Origin of the sequence: Streptomyces sp. NBC_01013 (assembly GCF_045162765.1) — a bacterium.
GTDB lineage: Bacteria > Actinomycetota > Actinomycetes > Streptomycetales > Streptomycetaceae > Streptomyces.
This window is the reverse complement of record NZ_CP108687.1, coordinates 3749225-3763607: the sequence shown is the minus strand read 5'-3', so window position 1 is coordinate 3763607 and position 14383 is coordinate 3749225. Positions and strand designations below refer to the sequence as shown.

13 protein-coding genes and 2 pseudogenes are annotated in these 14383 nt (G+C 71.8%); 13 read left to right on the top strand and 2 right to left on the bottom strand.

From position 1 onward, the window contains the following. Nucleotides 1–20 precede the first annotated feature (20 nt). Together OG538_RS16170 and OG538_RS16165 are read left to right on the top strand one after the other, a co-directional pair. Nucleotides 21–1295: a sensor histidine kinase gene (locus OG538_RS16170; RefSeq protein ID WP_406094220.1), complete on the top strand. Its 1275-nt coding sequence runs from the start codon at nt 21–23 to the stop codon at nt 1293–1295. Continuing rightward, nucleotides 1292–1972, top strand: coding sequence for a response regulator (locus OG538_RS16165; RefSeq protein WP_406094218.1), 681 nt, complete (start codon nt 1292–1294; stop codon nt 1970–1972). The genes OG538_RS16170 and OG538_RS16165 overlap by 4 nt, the downstream gene beginning before the upstream one ends. Nucleotides 1973–2060: 88 nt before the next feature. Here OG538_RS16165 and OG538_RS16160 read toward each other — a convergent pair whose 3' ends face one another. Then, nucleotides 2061–2738, bottom strand: a complete 678-nt coding sequence (locus tag OG538_RS16160) for a DUF461 domain-containing protein (protein ID WP_406094216.1) — start codon at nt 2736–2738, stop codon at nt 2061–2063. Nucleotides 2739–3360: 622 nt separating this feature from the next. Here OG538_RS16160 and OG538_RS16155 point away from each other — a divergent pair. From OG538_RS16155 to OG538_RS16105, 11 genes and pseudogenes are all read left to right on the top strand, one after another. Beyond that, complete coding sequence (locus OG538_RS16155) at nt 3361–3843, top strand: CarD family transcriptional regulator (protein WP_006380568.1); 483 nt, start codon at nt 3361–3363, stop codon at nt 3841–3843. Between the two features lie 433 nt (nt 3844–4276). Continuing rightward, nucleotides 4277–5023 (top strand): 2-C-methyl-D-erythritol 4-phosphate cytidylyltransferase, encoded by a 747-nt coding sequence (gene ispD / locus OG538_RS16150; RefSeq protein ID WP_406094214.1) that lies wholly within the window; start codon nt 4277–4279, stop codon nt 5021–5023. Further along, on the top strand, nt 5013–5534 hold the full coding sequence (ispF, locus tag OG538_RS16145; RefSeq protein ID WP_406094212.1) for a 2-C-methyl-D-erythritol 2,4-cyclodiphosphate synthase: 522 nt from the start codon (nt 5013–5015) through the stop codon (nt 5532–5534). The genes ispD and ispF overlap by 11 nt, the downstream gene beginning before the upstream one ends. Before the next feature lie 225 nt (nt 5535–5759). Next, entirely contained in the window at nt 5760–6368 is a 609-nt protein-coding gene (locus OG538_RS16140; protein ID WP_406094210.1) for a GNAT family N-acetyltransferase, read from the top strand. A 27-nt stretch (nt 6369–6395) separates the two neighbouring features. Further along, a pseudogene (locus OG538_RS16135) lies at nt 6396–6572 on the top strand (ABC transporter substrate-binding protein); the annotation flags it as partial. Then, nucleotides 6524–8134 (top strand): annotated as a pseudogene (locus OG538_RS16130) (ABC transporter permease subunit); the annotation flags it as partial. The pseudogenes OG538_RS16135 and OG538_RS16130, both read left to right, overlap by 49 nt. A gap of 215 nt (nt 8135–8349) precedes the next feature. After that, nucleotides 8350–8727 (top strand): hypothetical protein, encoded by a 378-nt coding sequence (locus OG538_RS16125; RefSeq protein WP_406094208.1) that lies wholly within the window; start codon nt 8350–8352, stop codon nt 8725–8727. Next, the gene (locus OG538_RS16120; RefSeq protein WP_406094206.1) at nt 8724–9128 is read left to right on the top strand and encodes a PPOX class F420-dependent oxidoreductase; all 405 of its coding nucleotides are present in this window, start codon (nt 8724–8726) and stop codon (nt 9126–9128) included. The genes OG538_RS16125 and OG538_RS16120 overlap by 4 nt, the downstream gene beginning before the upstream one ends. 114 nt (nt 9129–9242) lie before the next feature. Beyond that, nucleotides 9243–10646, top strand: coding sequence for a cysteine--tRNA ligase (gene cysS / locus OG538_RS16115; protein WP_406094204.1), 1404 nt, complete (start codon nt 9243–9245; stop codon nt 10644–10646). An 83-nt stretch (nt 10647–10729) separates the two neighbouring features. Further along, on the top strand, nt 10730–11686 hold the full coding sequence (rlmB, locus tag OG538_RS16110) for a 23S rRNA (guanosine(2251)-2'-O)-methyltransferase RlmB (RefSeq protein ID WP_385283587.1): 957 nt from the start codon (nt 10730–10732) through the stop codon (nt 11684–11686). Between the two features lie 220 nt (nt 11687–11906). Beyond that, the gene (locus OG538_RS16105) at nt 11907–13559 is read left to right on the top strand and encodes a DoxX family membrane protein (RefSeq protein ID WP_406094202.1); all 1653 of its coding nucleotides are present in this window, start codon (nt 11907–11909) and stop codon (nt 13557–13559) included. A 111-nt stretch (nt 13560–13670) separates the two neighbouring features. Here the strand turns inward: OG538_RS16105 and OG538_RS16100 are convergent, their stop codons facing one another. Then, entirely contained in the window at nt 13671–14381 is a 711-nt protein-coding gene (locus OG538_RS16100) for an NDP-sugar synthase (RefSeq protein WP_406094200.1), read from the bottom strand. Nucleotides 14382–14383: the final 2 nt, after the last annotated feature.

Below are 14383 nucleotides of genomic sequence, written 5' to 3'. Positions count from 1 at the left end.
GGGCCGCATAACCTGGAGCCATGGACGTGAACGCGGCGGTCGCCGCAGCTGCAGCGATCGCCGGGGTGTGTACCGGTGTGATCGCCATGCTGGCGTTCCGCTGGAGCGAGCGCGACCAGAAGAAACCCACGCGTACGTCCCTGCGGCCCGACAGCGGAGCCCCTCTGCCCCCCGGGGTCGACACGGTCCTGTCCGTGCTCAGCTCCTCCGCGGTCGTGCTCGACGAGAGCGACAGCGTCGTCAAGGCCAGCTCCGCCGCTTACGCGCTGGGACTGGTCAGGGGGGGACGGCTCGCCGTCGAGCCGATGCTGAACATGGCCAGGGACACCCGCCGCGACGGGGAGATACGACAGGTCGAACTGGACCTGCCCCGGCGTGGCACGGGCCGGGGAGAGGCCCTCGCGGTCTCCGCCCGGGTCGCCCCGCTGGGCTCCCGGCTGGTGCTGCTGCTGGTCGAGGACCTCACCGAGGCGCGCCGCATCGAAGCGGTCCGGCGCGACTTCGTCGCCAACGTCAGCCATGAGCTCAAGACCCCGACCGGTGCGCTGTCCCTGCTCTCGGAGGCCGTCATGGACGCCTCCGACGATCCGGAGGCGGTGGAGCGGTTCGCCGGCCGGATGCAGATCGAGGCGACCCGGCTCACCAACCTCGTGCAGGAGCTCATCGACCTCTCCCGGGTACAGAACGACGACCCGCTGGAGGACGCCGAGCCGGTCCGGGTCGACGAACTGGTCGCCGAGGCCATCGACCGCTGCCGGCAGCAGGCCGGCTCCAAGCAGATCACCATGGCCGCGGGGGGCACCGCCGAGCTCCGCATATGGGGCAACCGCGGTCAGCTGGCCGCCGCCCTCGGCAACCTCGTCGAGAACGCCGTCAACTACAGCCCCGCCCGCACCCGTGTGGGCATCGCGGCCCGCCGGGTGGTCGTGCCCGGAGGGGACGAGATCGAGATCGCCGTCACCGACCAGGGCATCGGCATCTCGGAGACGGACCGGGAGCGGGTCTTCGAACGCTTCTACCGCGTCGACCCGGCCCGCTCGCGCGCCACCGGTGGTACCGGCCTCGGCCTCGCCATCGTCAAGCACGTGGCCGCCTCGCACGGCGGGGAGGTCACCGTCTGGAGCTCGGAGGGACAGGGCTCCACCTTCACCCTGCGGCTGCCCGAAGCGGGCTCCGTACGGGACCGGGACCGCGCATCCGGCGGCTCCCTCATCGTCAACGGCGACGAGGCGTCCTTCCCGGACGCCGCACCCGACTCTTTTGATTCGTTCCCTGCCCCGGAGGCTCTTCCGTGACCCGAGTGCTTGTCGTCGAGGATGAGGAATCCTTCAGCGACGTCCTGTCCTACATGCTCCGCAAGGAAGGTTTCGAGGTCGCCGTCGCGGCCACCGGCCCCGACGGCCTGGACGAGTTCGAGCGCAACGGCGCCGACCTCGTGCTCCTCGACCTGATGCTGCCCGGCCTGCCCGGCACGGAGGTCTGCCGGCAGCTGCGCAGCAGGTCCAACGTTCCCGTGATCATGGTCACCGCCAAGGACAGCGAGATCGACAAGGTCGTCGGCCTGGAAATAGGGGCCGACGACTATGTGACCAAGCCCTTCTCCTCGCGCGAACTCGTCGCCCGCATCCGCGCGGTGCTGCGCCGCCGCGGGGAGCCGGAGGAGGTCACTCCGGCCGCCCTGGAGGCCGGCCCGGTCCGGATGGACGTGGACCGTCACGTCGTCACGGTCTCCGGCGGCAAGGTCGACCTGCCGCTGAAGGAGTTCGACCTGCTGGAGATGCTGCTGCGCAACGCCGGCCGGGTGCTGACCCGGATGCAGCTCATCGACCGGGTCTGGGGCGCGGACTACGTGGGCGACACCAAGACGCTCGACGTCCACGTGAAGCGTCTGCGCGCCAAGATCGAGCCGGACCCGGGCGCTCCGCGGTTCCTCGTGACGGTGCGGGGCCTGGGGTACAAGTTCGAGCCGTAAACCGGCCCGGATACGCATGCAGGTGTGGCTGAGGCGCCTCCCGGACCGGGAGGCGCCTCAGCCACACCTGCATGCGTGCGGGGTGCGGTCAGCCCGGCTGCTGCGAGTCGGAGGCCGCGTCGCTCGGCGTGACGGTGTCGCCTTCCGGGGCCGGGGCGGACGGGCTGCCGGACGAAGCGCCCGGCGTCCGTGAAGCGGAACCGGACGGCGACGCCTCGGGCGACTGACCGGGCTTCTTCGGGACCTGGGGCAGCGAGCTGGGGCCGAAGCCCTTGAAGAAGCTGTTGGCGGGCACGACGGACGCACCGATCGAGATGGCGCCGGTCCGGCTGAGCTTGAAGACCAGCGGCTGCACGTTGCCGACCTGCGTGGCCTCGTGGCCGTTGTCGATCACGGCGGCGGCATTGCCCGCGCCGCCGAGGATCACCTGGCCGCCGGCCGGTACGACGACCGGTCCCGAGCCCTTGGCGGCGTGCAGCTTCACGGAGCCGCTGCTGCCCTGCAGCGTGATGGCGTCGAGGGTCTCCGCCGTGGGGCCGTTGTTGAACAGCGTGGCGGTGACCACGGCAGGGCCCTCGGCGTCGCGCTCCGGCTGGGTGACGACGTTCGCGTTCTGGATCTGGATGTCGCCGGACGAGGTGGCGGCGTTGTCGGGCCTGACTCCGAGCGTCTGCGCGTCCTTGCCGGCTCCGCACGCGGAGAGCGCGGCGATCGAGAACACGAGGGCAGTGGCGGCGAGGGCGCCGTGTCGAAGGCTGCGGCTCACGGCGGTGGCAACTCCTTGAACGAGCGGACGTACGGACGGGGTCGGGCGACGCGGTGTGAAGCCGCCCCAAGGGTGTGTCGGCGGCCAGGTTACCGAGCCGCCGTCCCCGGCCCGCACCCGACCCGCCCCTTATGGCCCCGGGGATCCGGGGCCGTCGTGCGCGAGATCATTCGCGCGCCGTGCGCATATCGCGCTTGATCAATTCCGCCCCGGGTCCGCCCCGTGTGTTCACCCGCGCTTCGCGACCCTGTTCAAGCGGCTGCGGCGCATTCATTGCGCATAATCCTCGCGGCGCCCGGTGTTGATCAATTTCATTGGGCATCGACACTTACCGCCGGACGGGTGATCGATCCCCGAACGGAGTACGGAATGTTCCGCATCCAGAACCCGGCAAAACGGGACGTTCAGTCACTTCCAAGCGGGTTCCGGTCGATGTGACGTCCGTGTTTCTCCTCGGCTGCGCAGCCGCTCCGACCTGCGAATACCGTCCCCCAGGAGCCTTCCGCAGCACGTCCCTGTTGCAGTTGTCAAGCCCCGAGATATGCCCTGACCTGCGAAAACGCCATTCAGGAGAAGCTGTTCTCGTGTTACTCTTGATAGCCACGGAAGGGGTACCTGTCACATGACGTTCAAGGTTGGCGACACCGTGGTCTATCCCCATCACGGGGCCGCGCTGATCGAGGCTATCGAAACTCGCCAGATCAAAGGCGTGGACAAGACCTACTTGGTGCTCAAGGTCGCCCAGGGCGACTTGACGGTGCGTGTACCGGCGGACAATGCGGAGTTCGTAGGTGTGCGTGACGTGGTCGGGCAGGAAGGGCTGGACCGGGTCTTCGAGGTGCTGCGCGCACCGTATGCCGAGGAGCCGACGAACTGGTCCCGACGCTACAAGGCAAATCTCGAGAAGCTCGCATCCGGCGATGTCATCAAGGTCGCGGAAGTAGTTCGTGACCTGTGGCGCCGTGAGCGCGAGCGTGGACTCTCCGCAGGTGAGAAGCGCATGCTCGCCAAGGCTCGCCAGATCCTGGTGAGTGAGCTCGCTCTCGCGGAGAACACGAACGAGGACAAGGCCGAGGCTCTTCTCGACGAGGTTCTCGCGTCCTGAACCGGATCGCACCGGTCGTAAATAATGTGCCGCGGTGCCCGCTGACCAGCCGTATACACGGTGTGTCGTCGGGCGCTGCGGCATGTCCAGCCACGGCGCGGACGCCCGGCGGGAGATACCGGAAGATACCTGGCAAGGGTTCCGATCCGGCTCCGGCCCGTGGACGGACGCCTGCGGACGGCGCGGCCCGGCAAACCCGGATGTTCTCCCTGATGCGTCGATGCGTTGGCCTCATCGACGATCCCCCGGTACTTTGCTCGCGATCTTGTGAAGTCGACGTGTGAGGCCGATCCCGAGCGGCCGGGGCGTTACCCGCCTCGCCCGGGGTCACGGAAAGGGTCCCGGTCGAGTCATGGCGTAGCGCCCGGCTCGCTTGTGGCCATACCCACGTCGGCCGTGGAGACAAACATGCCGATGCTTCGGAGTGCAACCGATGTCTGATCAATCGCGTCCTTACCGCACCGCCGCCGTGATCCCCGCGGCAGGCCGCGGCGTACGGCTCGGCCCGGGGGCCCCCAAGGCGCTCCGCGCGCTGGGCGGGACGCCCATGCTCATCCACGCCGTACGGGCCATGGCGGCGTCCCGCCACGTGTCCCTCGTCGTGGTCGTCGCACCGCCGGACGGCGCACCCGGAGTGAGGAACCTGCTCGACGAGCACGCCCTGCCCGAGCGCACGGAGTTCCTCGTCGTGCCGGGCGGCGACACCCGGCAGGAGTCGGTGAAGCTCGGCCTCGACGCGCTGCCCGCCGACGTCTGCGCCGTCCTCGTCCATGACGCGGCCCGCCCGCTCGTACCCGTCGACACGGTGGACGCGGTGATCGAGGCCGTACGGGACGGGGCACCCGCCGTCGTTCCCGCGCTGCCGCTCGCCGACACCGTCAAGGAGGTCGAGCCCGGCGCGCCGGGGGAGCCCGAACCGGTGCTCTCCACTCCGGTACGGGCCCGGCTGCGCGCGGTGCAGACCCCGCAGGGCTTCGACCGCGCCACCCTGGTGCGCGCCCATGAGGAGGTCGCTCTCAGCGGTGAGGGCGCGACCGACGACGCGGGCATGGTCGAGCGGCTCGGGGCGCCCGTCGTGGTCGTTCCCGGGCACGAGGAGGCGTTCAAGGTGACCCGGCCGCTGGACCTGGTCCTGGCCGAGGCGGTTCTCGCACGCAGGAGGGCGAACGATGGGTTCTGAGGCTTCCGCGGCTTCCGGCGGGCGCGGCGCGCCCGTCATCCCGCTCGTCGGGATCGGCACCGACATCCACGCCTTCGAGGAGGGCCGCGAGCTCTGGTGCGCGGGCCTGCTGTGGGAGGGCGAGGGCCCCGGGCTCGCCGGCCACTCCGACGCCGACGTCGTCGCGCACGCCGCGTGCAACGCGCTCTTCTCGGCTGCGGGTCTCGGCGACCTCGGGCAGCACTTCGGCACCGGACGCCCCGAGTGGTCCGGCGCCGCGGGCGTCACGCTGCTGACCGAGGCGGCCAGGATCGTCCGGTCCGAGGGGTTCGAGATCGGCAATGTCGCGGTCCAGGTCGTCGGCGTACGGCCGAAGATCGGCAAGCGGCGCGACGAGGCGCAGAAGGTCCTCTCCGCCGCCGTGGGCGCACCGGTCTCGCTCTCCGCGGCCACCTCCGACGGCCTCGGGTTCACCGGGCGGGGCGAGGGTATCGCCGGCATCGCGACCGCTCTGGTCTACCGCACCGGCTGAGCCGTCCGGGGCCCATGGGCCCGTCCTGAGGTCCGGGGCCCGGCTCCCGTGGGTCCCGTCCCGAGGCCCGGAGCCCCGGCGGCGGTGGGTCCGTCCCCGAGGCCCGGAGCCCGGGCACCCCATGGGTCCGCCCGAGGCCCGGGGCCCCGCGACCTTGTTGCACATCAGTTGCACGTACGCTGATCCGGCAAAGACGTGGTGCGGCAAGGGACGGTGAAGCTCCGGATGGGCACGGCGACGATCGCTCCGGTGTGGGCCGAAGCCGACGGGTACGTCGTGCGCACCGCCGGGCCGGCGGACATCGGCGGGGCGCGAGCCGTCATGCTCGACACCGTCTACCGTGACCTGCGCTCGGGCTATGTACCGCGCTGGCACGCCGACATCATCGATCCCGAGGCCGCCTATCTGCGCCGCGCGCGCTGCACGCTGCTGGTGGCCGAGCGGGACGGGGAGATCGTCGCGACGGGCGCCGTGCGGGACCGGGGGCCGCAGGCGCCACCCAATCCGCAGTGGGTCGCGGACCGCTTTCCGTCGGGTACGACCGCCCAGCTCTGCCGGATCTACGTCGCCCCGGAGCATCGCAGGCACGGGCTCGCGCGCCGGATGGTGCGCGAACTCCGCGACTTCGTCGCGCGGGCCGGCGGCTACGAGGCGGTCTATCTGCACACCGATCCCGCGGTGCCCGGCGCCGAACCGTTCTGGCGGTCGCTGGCGCATGAGGTGTGCGACGAGCGCGTGCTGCCGGGCGGCGGTCAGAGCGTCGTCCACTTCGAACTGCCGCTGTCGGGGACGGGGTCCGCAGCGCGCGGAATCGCCACCCCCTCTTCTAAATGACAATCGTTTTCATATAAGGTCGTTGCCATGCCCACGCCCCGACGCCGTCGCTCCGTGCTGCCGCTGACCTTGTCCGCGACCGCCCTCCTCGTCCCGCTCGCCACCGCCTGCTCGGGCGGGGACTCCGACGCCAAGGGCACGGCGGACGGCGGACCACGCCTCCGGGTCGTCATGGCCTTCCCTCCCGCCCAGGCGATGTCCCCCCCGGTCTCGACGGCGGGCCCCTGCACGTCCTCGGCAGCTGGTTCGGCGGACTCCTGCGCGCCGACCTCGGCACCTCCTGGGTCTCCGGGCAGCCCGTCGCCCCCGACGCGATATCCGCCCTCGGGGTGTCCCTGACCCTCATGGGCGCCTCCCTCGCCGTCGCTCTTCTGGTCGCCGCGGCCCTCGCCGCCCGCACCCTGCGCCGCGGGGCGCGGCACCGGAACATCACCGTCGGGGCCGGCACCGGCGCCGCCGTCCTCGCCGCCCTCCCCGAGTTCCTCATCGCCGCCGTCCTCGCCGCGGTGGTCGCCGTCAGGCTGGACTGGCTCCCCGCACTCGGCTGGGGGACCCCCCAGCAGACGGTGCTGCCCGCCCTCGCCATGGGCATCCCCGCCGGCGCCCTCCTCGGCCGGCTCCTCGACGACGCCCTGCCCGCCGCCTTTGCCGAGCCCTGGGCCCGCGCCGCGACCGCGGCCGGCCTGCCGGGACACCGCACCGCCCGCCACGCTCTGCGCCGCACCCTGCCCGGCCTGCTGCCCCAGCTCGGCCTGATCGTCGTCGGGCTCACCGGCGGAGCGGTCGCCGTCGAGACCCTCTACGCCATCCCCGGCCTCGGTGGCACCGCCCTGGCCGCAGCCCTCGCCCAGGACCTCCCCGTTCTCCAGGCCTGCGTGCTGATCCTGCTGCTCCTCGGGGCCGCCGCCGGACTCGCCGCCCGCCTCGCCGCCCGCACCCTGCTCGGCCCCGCCCTCGACGACGACGCGCTGCCCGCCCTCGTCCCGCCGGCCGCCCGCGCACACCGCTCCCTCATCACCGGCGCATTCCTCCTGGCCGCCCTCTTCGCCGCGATGACCCTCGCCGGGCTCCTGCGCGACCCGCTTCACATCGACGCCGCCGCCCGCCTGGCCGGGCCCTCCACCGCGCACCCCCTCGGCACCGACTCCCTCGGCCGCGACATCCTCGCCCGCCTCGGACACGGAGCCGCCCGCACCGTCCTCACCGCCCTCGCCGTGTCCGCCGCCACCCTGCTTCTCGGACTCGTCCTCGGAGCCGTACGCGCCGGAGCGCTCACCGAGACCGCCAACGCCCTGCCCGCGATCCTCACCGGCCTCGTCGTCGCCGGCCTCGCGGGCCCCGGCCCCTGGAGCGCCGCGGCCGCCATCACCGCCGTCGCCTGGGCACCCCTCGGCGCCCACACCGCCGCCCTGCACGCCCAGGAACGCGCCGCACCGCACCTCGCCGCCGCCCGCGCGCTCGGCGCCGGACGACTGCACCTGCTGCGCCGCCACGTCCTGCCCGGGGTCCTGCCCCCCGTCGCCCGCCATGCAGCCCTGCGCATCCCCGCCGTCGCCCTGGCCCTCGCCTCGCTCGGCTTCCTCGGTCTCGGCACCGCACCCCCCTCTCCTGAATGGGGGCGCATGCTCTCCGAGAACCTCCCCTACGCCGAGCGCGCCCCCTGGTCGGTCCTCGCCCCCGCAGCCGCGCTCGCCGTCCTCGGCGCCCTCACCGCCCTCGGCACGGCGGCGGTACGGGGCCGGCGCCCCCGTAAAAGCACCTCATGACAGCCGCGACAGCCGACACCACCTCCGCCTCCTCACCACACCCAGTTCGCCTTCAACACCGGCTTCCACGCCGTCCTGCCCCATCTCGCCACCCACCTCGGCACCGGCCTCGGCATGACGGGCCGGCTCGTCGGCCTCGTCCTCGGCCTGCGCATCTGCTCCTCCTCCTGGACGGCGGCTTCCGGGCGGCGTGCCTCGACGGCGTCCTCGTCTTCGTGGCCGTACTCGTCGGACACGCCCGGCTGATGCCGCCCCGCGCCCCTGTCACCCGGACGGCCGTACGCACCGCAGCCGCCGTACGGCAGATCCTCACCCGTCGCCCGTTCCTGCTGCGCTGCCTCGCCCGCGGCAGCTCTCTCGTCGCCGGCACCCAGCTGCCCCTGACACGCCGGTCCGCCGGCCGGCCCGCCCCGCGCACCGCCCTCGTCGCCGGACTCGCCGCCGTCGCCACCGGATTCGCCGCCGTGCCCCTGGCCTGCGCCGCCCTGGCACTGGCCCTTCCGAAGGCCGCGGTGAGGAAAGGGGGACGAGGCGGCGGAGGTGGGGTAGACGTAGGAGCATCACCGACCCGCTCAGGAGGACGTACGCCATGACCGCCGCACTCTCCGCAGAACTCAAGGCGCTGCTCGACACTCCGGTCTTCGTCACCGTCGCCACGATCCAGCCCGACGGCAGCCCCCAGGTGTCCCCGGTCTGGGTGAAACGGGACGGCGACGACGTCCTCATCTCCACCACCACCGGCCGCCGCAAGGAACAGAACCTCGCCCGCGACCCGCGGGTCTCCGTCGTCGTCCAGCCCTTCGACGCCCCGTACACCTACGCGGAGATCCGCGGCACCGCCACCCTCACCACCGAGGGCGGGCAGGAACTCATCGACGAGCTGTCCCAGAAGTACACCGGCAAGAAGTACGCCGACTTCAACCCCGCCTCCGGCGACGACGACGCCCGCGTCGTCGTCCGGATCACCCCGCGCAAGGTCGTCGGACGCATCTGAGCAGCACCGGACGATCACCCCTCACGGCTCCGGCCCGGCCGGAGCCGTAACAACTGTCCACGCAATCCCCCAAGGGGTCGCGGGGCACTGGTGCGCGCCCACTACCCTTGAGGCGTGACTATTCGCCTGTACGACACCAGCGCCCGGCAGATCCGTGACTTCGTCCCGCTCACAGCGGACTGTGTCTCGATCTACCTCTGTGGCGCGACTGTCCAGGCCGCCCCGCACATCGGGCACATCAGGTCCGGGCTGAACTTCGACATCATGCGCCGCTGGTTCGCCTACCGCGGCTACGACGTGACGTTCGTCCGGAACGTCACCGACATCGACGACAAGATCATCAAGAAGTCGGCCGAACAGGGCCGCTCCTGGTGGGCCATCGGCTACGAGAACGAGCGCGCGTTCAACGACGGCTACGCAGCGCTCGGCTGCCTGCCGCCCACCTACGAGCCCCGCGCCACCGGCCACGTCCCCGAGATGATCGAGATGATGCGCGGCCTCATCGAGCGCGGGCACGCCTACGCGGCGGACGGCAACGTCTACTTCGACGTCCGCTCGTTCCCCGGCTACCTGGAACTCTCCAACCAGGACCTCGACGACCTGCGCCAGCCCTCCGGCGACAACGAGACCGGCAAGCGCGACAAGCGCGACTTCGCCATGTGGAAGGCGTCCAAGCCCGGTGAGCCCAGCTGGGAGACCCCCTGGGGACGCGGCCGCCCCGGCTGGCACCTCGAATGCTCCGCCATGGCGCACAAGTACCTCGGTACAGCCTTCGACATCCACGGCGGCGGCATCGACCTGATCTTCCCGCACCACGAGAACGAGATCGCCCAGGCCAAGGCCTACGGCGACGAGTTCGCGAAGTACTGGGTGCACAACGGCTGGGTCACCATGTCCGGCGAGAAGATGTCGAAGTCGCTCGGCAACTCCGTCCTGGTCAGCGAGATGACCAAGACCTGGCGTCCCATCGTGCTGCGCTACTACCTCGGCACCCCGCACTACCGGTCCATGATCGAGTACAGCGAGGACGCCCTGCGCGAGGCCGAATCCGCGTTCGCGCGCATCGAGGGCTTCGTCCAGAGGGTCACCGAGAAGGCCGGCGAGACCGTCGAGCCGGCCGCCGAGGTGCCGCCCGCCTTCGCCGAGGCGATGGACGACGACCTGGGCGTGCCGCAAGCCCTCGCGATCGTCCACACCACCGTCCGCCAAGGAAACTCCGCCCTCGCCGCCGACGACAAGGAAGCCGCCGTCGCACGCCTCGCCGAGGTCCGTGCCATGCTCGGCGTCCTCGGCCTCGACCCGCTCGACGAACACTGGGCCGGCGAGAGCGACCGCGGCGACGACCTCCACGGTGTCGTCGACACCCTCGTACGCCTCGTCCTCGACCAGCGCCAGTCCGCACGCGAGCGCAAGGACTGGGCCTCCGCCGACGCCATCCGCGACCAGCTCAACCAGTCCGGGCTCGTCATCGAGGACAGCCCCACCGGACCACGGTGGACACTCGGCCCGCGCCAGTAGTCCTCCCAAGTGCCGCCCGGCCCGCCGGGCGGCACACTTTCACTTATACGCACGCACGTCTGAAGCAACGAAACAGGTAGGTCATGGCCGGGAACAGCCAGCGCAGGAACCGCCGCACGTCCAACAAGAAGGGCATGCAGGTCGGCAGCGGCGGTAACCGACGCCGTGCTCTCGAAGGCAAGGGACCGACGCCGCCCGCCGAGGCGCGCAAGAAGCACAAGAAGAACCGCATCGCGACCGCCAAGGCCAAGCAGGCCGCCAACCGCCGCCCCGCCCCCCGGCGCGGCGGCGTCAAGGGCACCTCCGAGATGGTCGTCGGCCGCAACCCGGTCTTCGAGGCCCTGCGCGACGGCGTGCCCGCCACCACGCTCTACGTGCAGCAGTACATCGACAACGACGAGCGCGTCCGCGAGGCCCTCCAGCTCGCCGGTGAACGCGGCAACATCAACCTGATGGAAGCCCCGCGCCCCGAGCTCGACCGCATGACGAACGGCCTCAACCACCAGGGCCTCGTCCTCCAGGTCCCGCCCTACGAGTACGCGGACCCGCAGGACCTCACCGCCGCCGCCTACGACAACGGCGAGGACCCCCTCATCGTGGCCCTCGACGGCGTCACGGACCCCCGCAACCTCGGCGCCATCGTCCGCTCCGTCTCCGCCTTCGGCGGCCACGGCGTCGTCGTACCCGAACGCCGCGCCGCCGGCATGACCGCCGGAGCCTGGAAGTCCTCCGCGGGCACCGCCGCCCGTACGCCCGTCTCCCGGGTCACCAACCTGACCCGCGCGCTGGAGGCGTACAAGAAGGAAGGCATCGCGATCGTCGGCCTCGCCGCCGACGGCGAGCACACCGTCGAGGACCTCGAAGCCCTCGGCGGCCCCGTCGTCATCGTCATCGGCAGCGAGGGCAAGGGCCTGGGCCGGCTCGTCGGCGAGACCTGCGACTACCGCGTCCGCATCTCCATGCCGGGCGGCGCCGAATCGCTCAACGCCGGTGTCGCCGCCGGCATCGTGATGTACGAGGTCGCACGCCGCCGCGCCTGATCCGCACCGGGTCGCCGACCGCGCACCCCGGCCCGCAGGACCACCCGCACGGGCGGCGGCCGACGGAGGACACCTTCGTCGGCCGCCGCTCCCGGACGGCCCCGCCCGGGGCGCATCCGGTCCCGCGCACGCCCCGGCGCACCCCGCCACCACCTGTTGACGGGCCTCGGACACTTCGACACCGTCAAGGCAGTGTCCTAAACACACATCACTCGGTTAGATGAGTGTGGACACCAGAACGCCTCGGTTCGACGAACAACCCGCCCTGAGCATGACCAAGGTGGACTGCGACCCTGCGCAGGTCATCGTCAACCACGCCAGCTTCCGGGTGCAGCTCGCCCCCGGTCAGCGCACACGTCTCCGCGGCGTGGCCCCCGCCGGAGCGCCCAGGATCCCCGCCATGAGCGGCACCGGAGCCGGACGCGGCCGTCGCGCCCCCGTCGTGTGGAGCGGCAAGTCCGCACCCGGCGACCCAGGCGCCGGCGGACTCCTCCAGGCCGTACGGAACTCCACCGCAGGCCGCCCCGACACCGCCTACGACCCCTACGAGCCGTACGCCTCCTACGAGTTCGACGGCGGGCACGGTGGCGCGGGCACCCAGCTCGTCCCGCACCTCGACGAGACCCAGCCCAACCCCGTCATCCCCGCACCGCTCCGGCCCCGCCGCCCCGGCGGCCCGCTGCTGCCCCCCATGCGTCAGGCCGTCGGCGCCTACGATCCCGTCGAGTCCGGCCCGTACGGCACGGGCGGAGACGACCGGGACGTGCACGACCGCGACGGGTACGACGACTTCACCGACGTCACCGGCGCCAGGGACCGCCGCCAGGGCACCGACAACGTCCGGCACGCGTACTACCCCGGCCGCCGCATGAACCTCGGCGTCGTACTGCTGCCCATGCGCGTCTTCCTCGGCTTCATCTCCATCTACGCCGGCATGGGCAAACTCTGCGACCCCGTCTACTTCGACGGCGGCGACCGCGGCTCCATGGTCAAGTGGCTGACCTCGCTCCACCCCTGGGGCCTCGCGGAACCCCTCCGCGACTTCGCGCTCTCCCACCCCGTCGGTGCGGGGCTCACCATCGCCTTCCTCCAGGTCGTGGTCGGCGTCCTCACCGTCCTCGGCCTCTGGCAGCGTGTCGCCGCCTCCATCGGCGCCCTCCTGTCCGCCGCCCTCCTGGTCACCGTCAGCTGGCGCACCGTCGCCGCCTACGACGCACCCGACATCATCTACCTCGCCGCCTGGAGCCCCCTGGTCATCGCGGGCGCCCCCGTCTACTCCGTCGACGGGCGCCTCGCCGGAGAAGCCTGGCGCAAGCTCGGCCCCCGCTCCGAGATCTGGGACCTTCGCCGTCGCGTCCTGCGCCGCGGCGCCGCCGTCGCCACCGTCGTCGTCGGCCTCACCCTCCTCATCGGCTCCGTGCTCGGCGGCGCCGTCCGCTCCACCGAAGTCGTCACCGTCCCCGGACCGAACGGGGTTCCGACCAACCAACTCCCCGGCTCCCCACTCCCCGACAAGTCCCGCGGGGGCAAGGCCTCCCACACCCCCGCAGGACAGAGCCCGACCCCCTCCCACAGCACCGCACCCCGCACCCCGTCCGCGCAGGCATCCACCCCCGCCACGGACAGCGTCCGTGAATCCGGGCAGGCGGCAGGCGCCGGCCAGCCCAGTCAGACCCAGGGCACCGGGCAGAGCACTCCGCAGCAGACCACCCCGCAACAGCCGCCCTCCAGCACCTCCGGCCCCAGCTCCTCCGGTCCCGCCGGCGGCGGCGCCACCACCGGCGGCACGGATCCCAGCACCGACTCCACGGGCGGCTCCACGAGCAGCGGTGGCGGCGGCGGTCGCAACCCCATCGGCGGCCTCCTCGGCTGACCCCACCACGCCACGCGGAAGGGGCGGGCACCGGAAGAGATTCCGGTGCCCGCCCCTTCCGTGTGACACGGGAGCGGAGAGGATTCCGCGCCACGGGGGAGTGGAGAGGACCTACCGCCCGTCCAGCTCCTTCGCCGCCTCCGTCAGGTCCTTCGCCGTGTCGATGGCCCGCCAGTACGCCCCGTGCGGCAACGGATACCCGGCCAGCCTTCGCTCGCGCGCGAGCCTCGGGAAGGTCGTCCGCTCATGATCACCCCGGTCCGGCAGCATCCCCGTGAACGCCGGAGAGAACACGTACACCCCGGCGTTGATCAGATACGGCGACGGGGGAGACTCGATGAAGTCCGTGATGTGCCCGAACGCATCCGTCTCCACCGCACCCCACGGAATGCGCGGACGGGCCAGTGCCAGCGTCGCGGTGGCATCACGCTCGGCATGGAACGCGGCCATCTCACGCAACGAGAAGCGGGACCAGATGTCACCGTTGGTCGCGTACCAGGGCTGCTCGGGATCGGGCAGCCGGGCCGCCGCGTACTTCAGCCCGCCACCACGGCCCAACGGTTCGGACTCCACCACCGTCGTCACCCGCAGGGGCAACACCGCCGCGTCCAGCCATTCCTGCAGCACCTCGGCGAGATGCCCGCACGACACCACGGCGTCGGTCACGCCCTCGGCTGCCAGCCAGGCAAGCTGATGGCCGATGATCGGCGTCCCGGTACCCGGGATCTCGACCATCGGCTTGGGGCGGTCATCGGTATACGGGCGCAGCCGCGACCCCTGGCCACCCGCCAGGATCACGGCCTGCGTCGGAAACGTATGCATGC

Bases quoted from the DNA above. Each gene is read 5' to 3' on its own strand.
- OG538_RS16170 (WP_406094220.1), top strand. From the start codon at position 21: ATGGACGTGAACGCGGCGGTCGCCGCAGCTGCAGCGATCGCCGGGGTG.
- OG538_RS16155 (WP_006380568.1), top strand. From the start codon at position 3,361: ATGACGTTCAAGGTTGGCGACACCGTGGTCTATCCCCATCACGGGGCC.
- ispD (WP_406094214.1), top strand. From the start codon at position 4,277: ATGTCTGATCAATCGCGTCCTTACCGCACCGCCGCCGTGATCCCCGCG.
- ispF (WP_406094212.1), top strand. From the start codon at position 5,013: ATGGGTTCTGAGGCTTCCGCGGCTTCCGGCGGGCGCGGCGCGCCCGTC.
- OG538_RS16140 (WP_406094210.1), top strand. From the start codon at position 5,760: ATGGGCACGGCGACGATCGCTCCGGTGTGGGCCGAAGCCGACGGGTAC.
- OG538_RS16120 (WP_406094206.1), top strand. From the start codon at position 8,724: ATGACCGCCGCACTCTCCGCAGAACTCAAGGCGCTGCTCGACACTCCG.
- rlmB (WP_385283587.1), top strand. From the start codon at position 10,730: ATGGCCGGGAACAGCCAGCGCAGGAACCGCCGCACGTCCAACAAGAAG.
- OG538_RS16105 (WP_406094202.1), top strand. From the start codon at position 11,907: ATGAGTGTGGACACCAGAACGCCTCGGTTCGACGAACAACCCGCCCTG.
- OG538_RS16100 (WP_406094200.1), bottom strand. From the start codon at position 14,381: ATGCATACGTTTCCGACGCAGGCCGTGATCCTGGCGGGTGGCCAGGGG.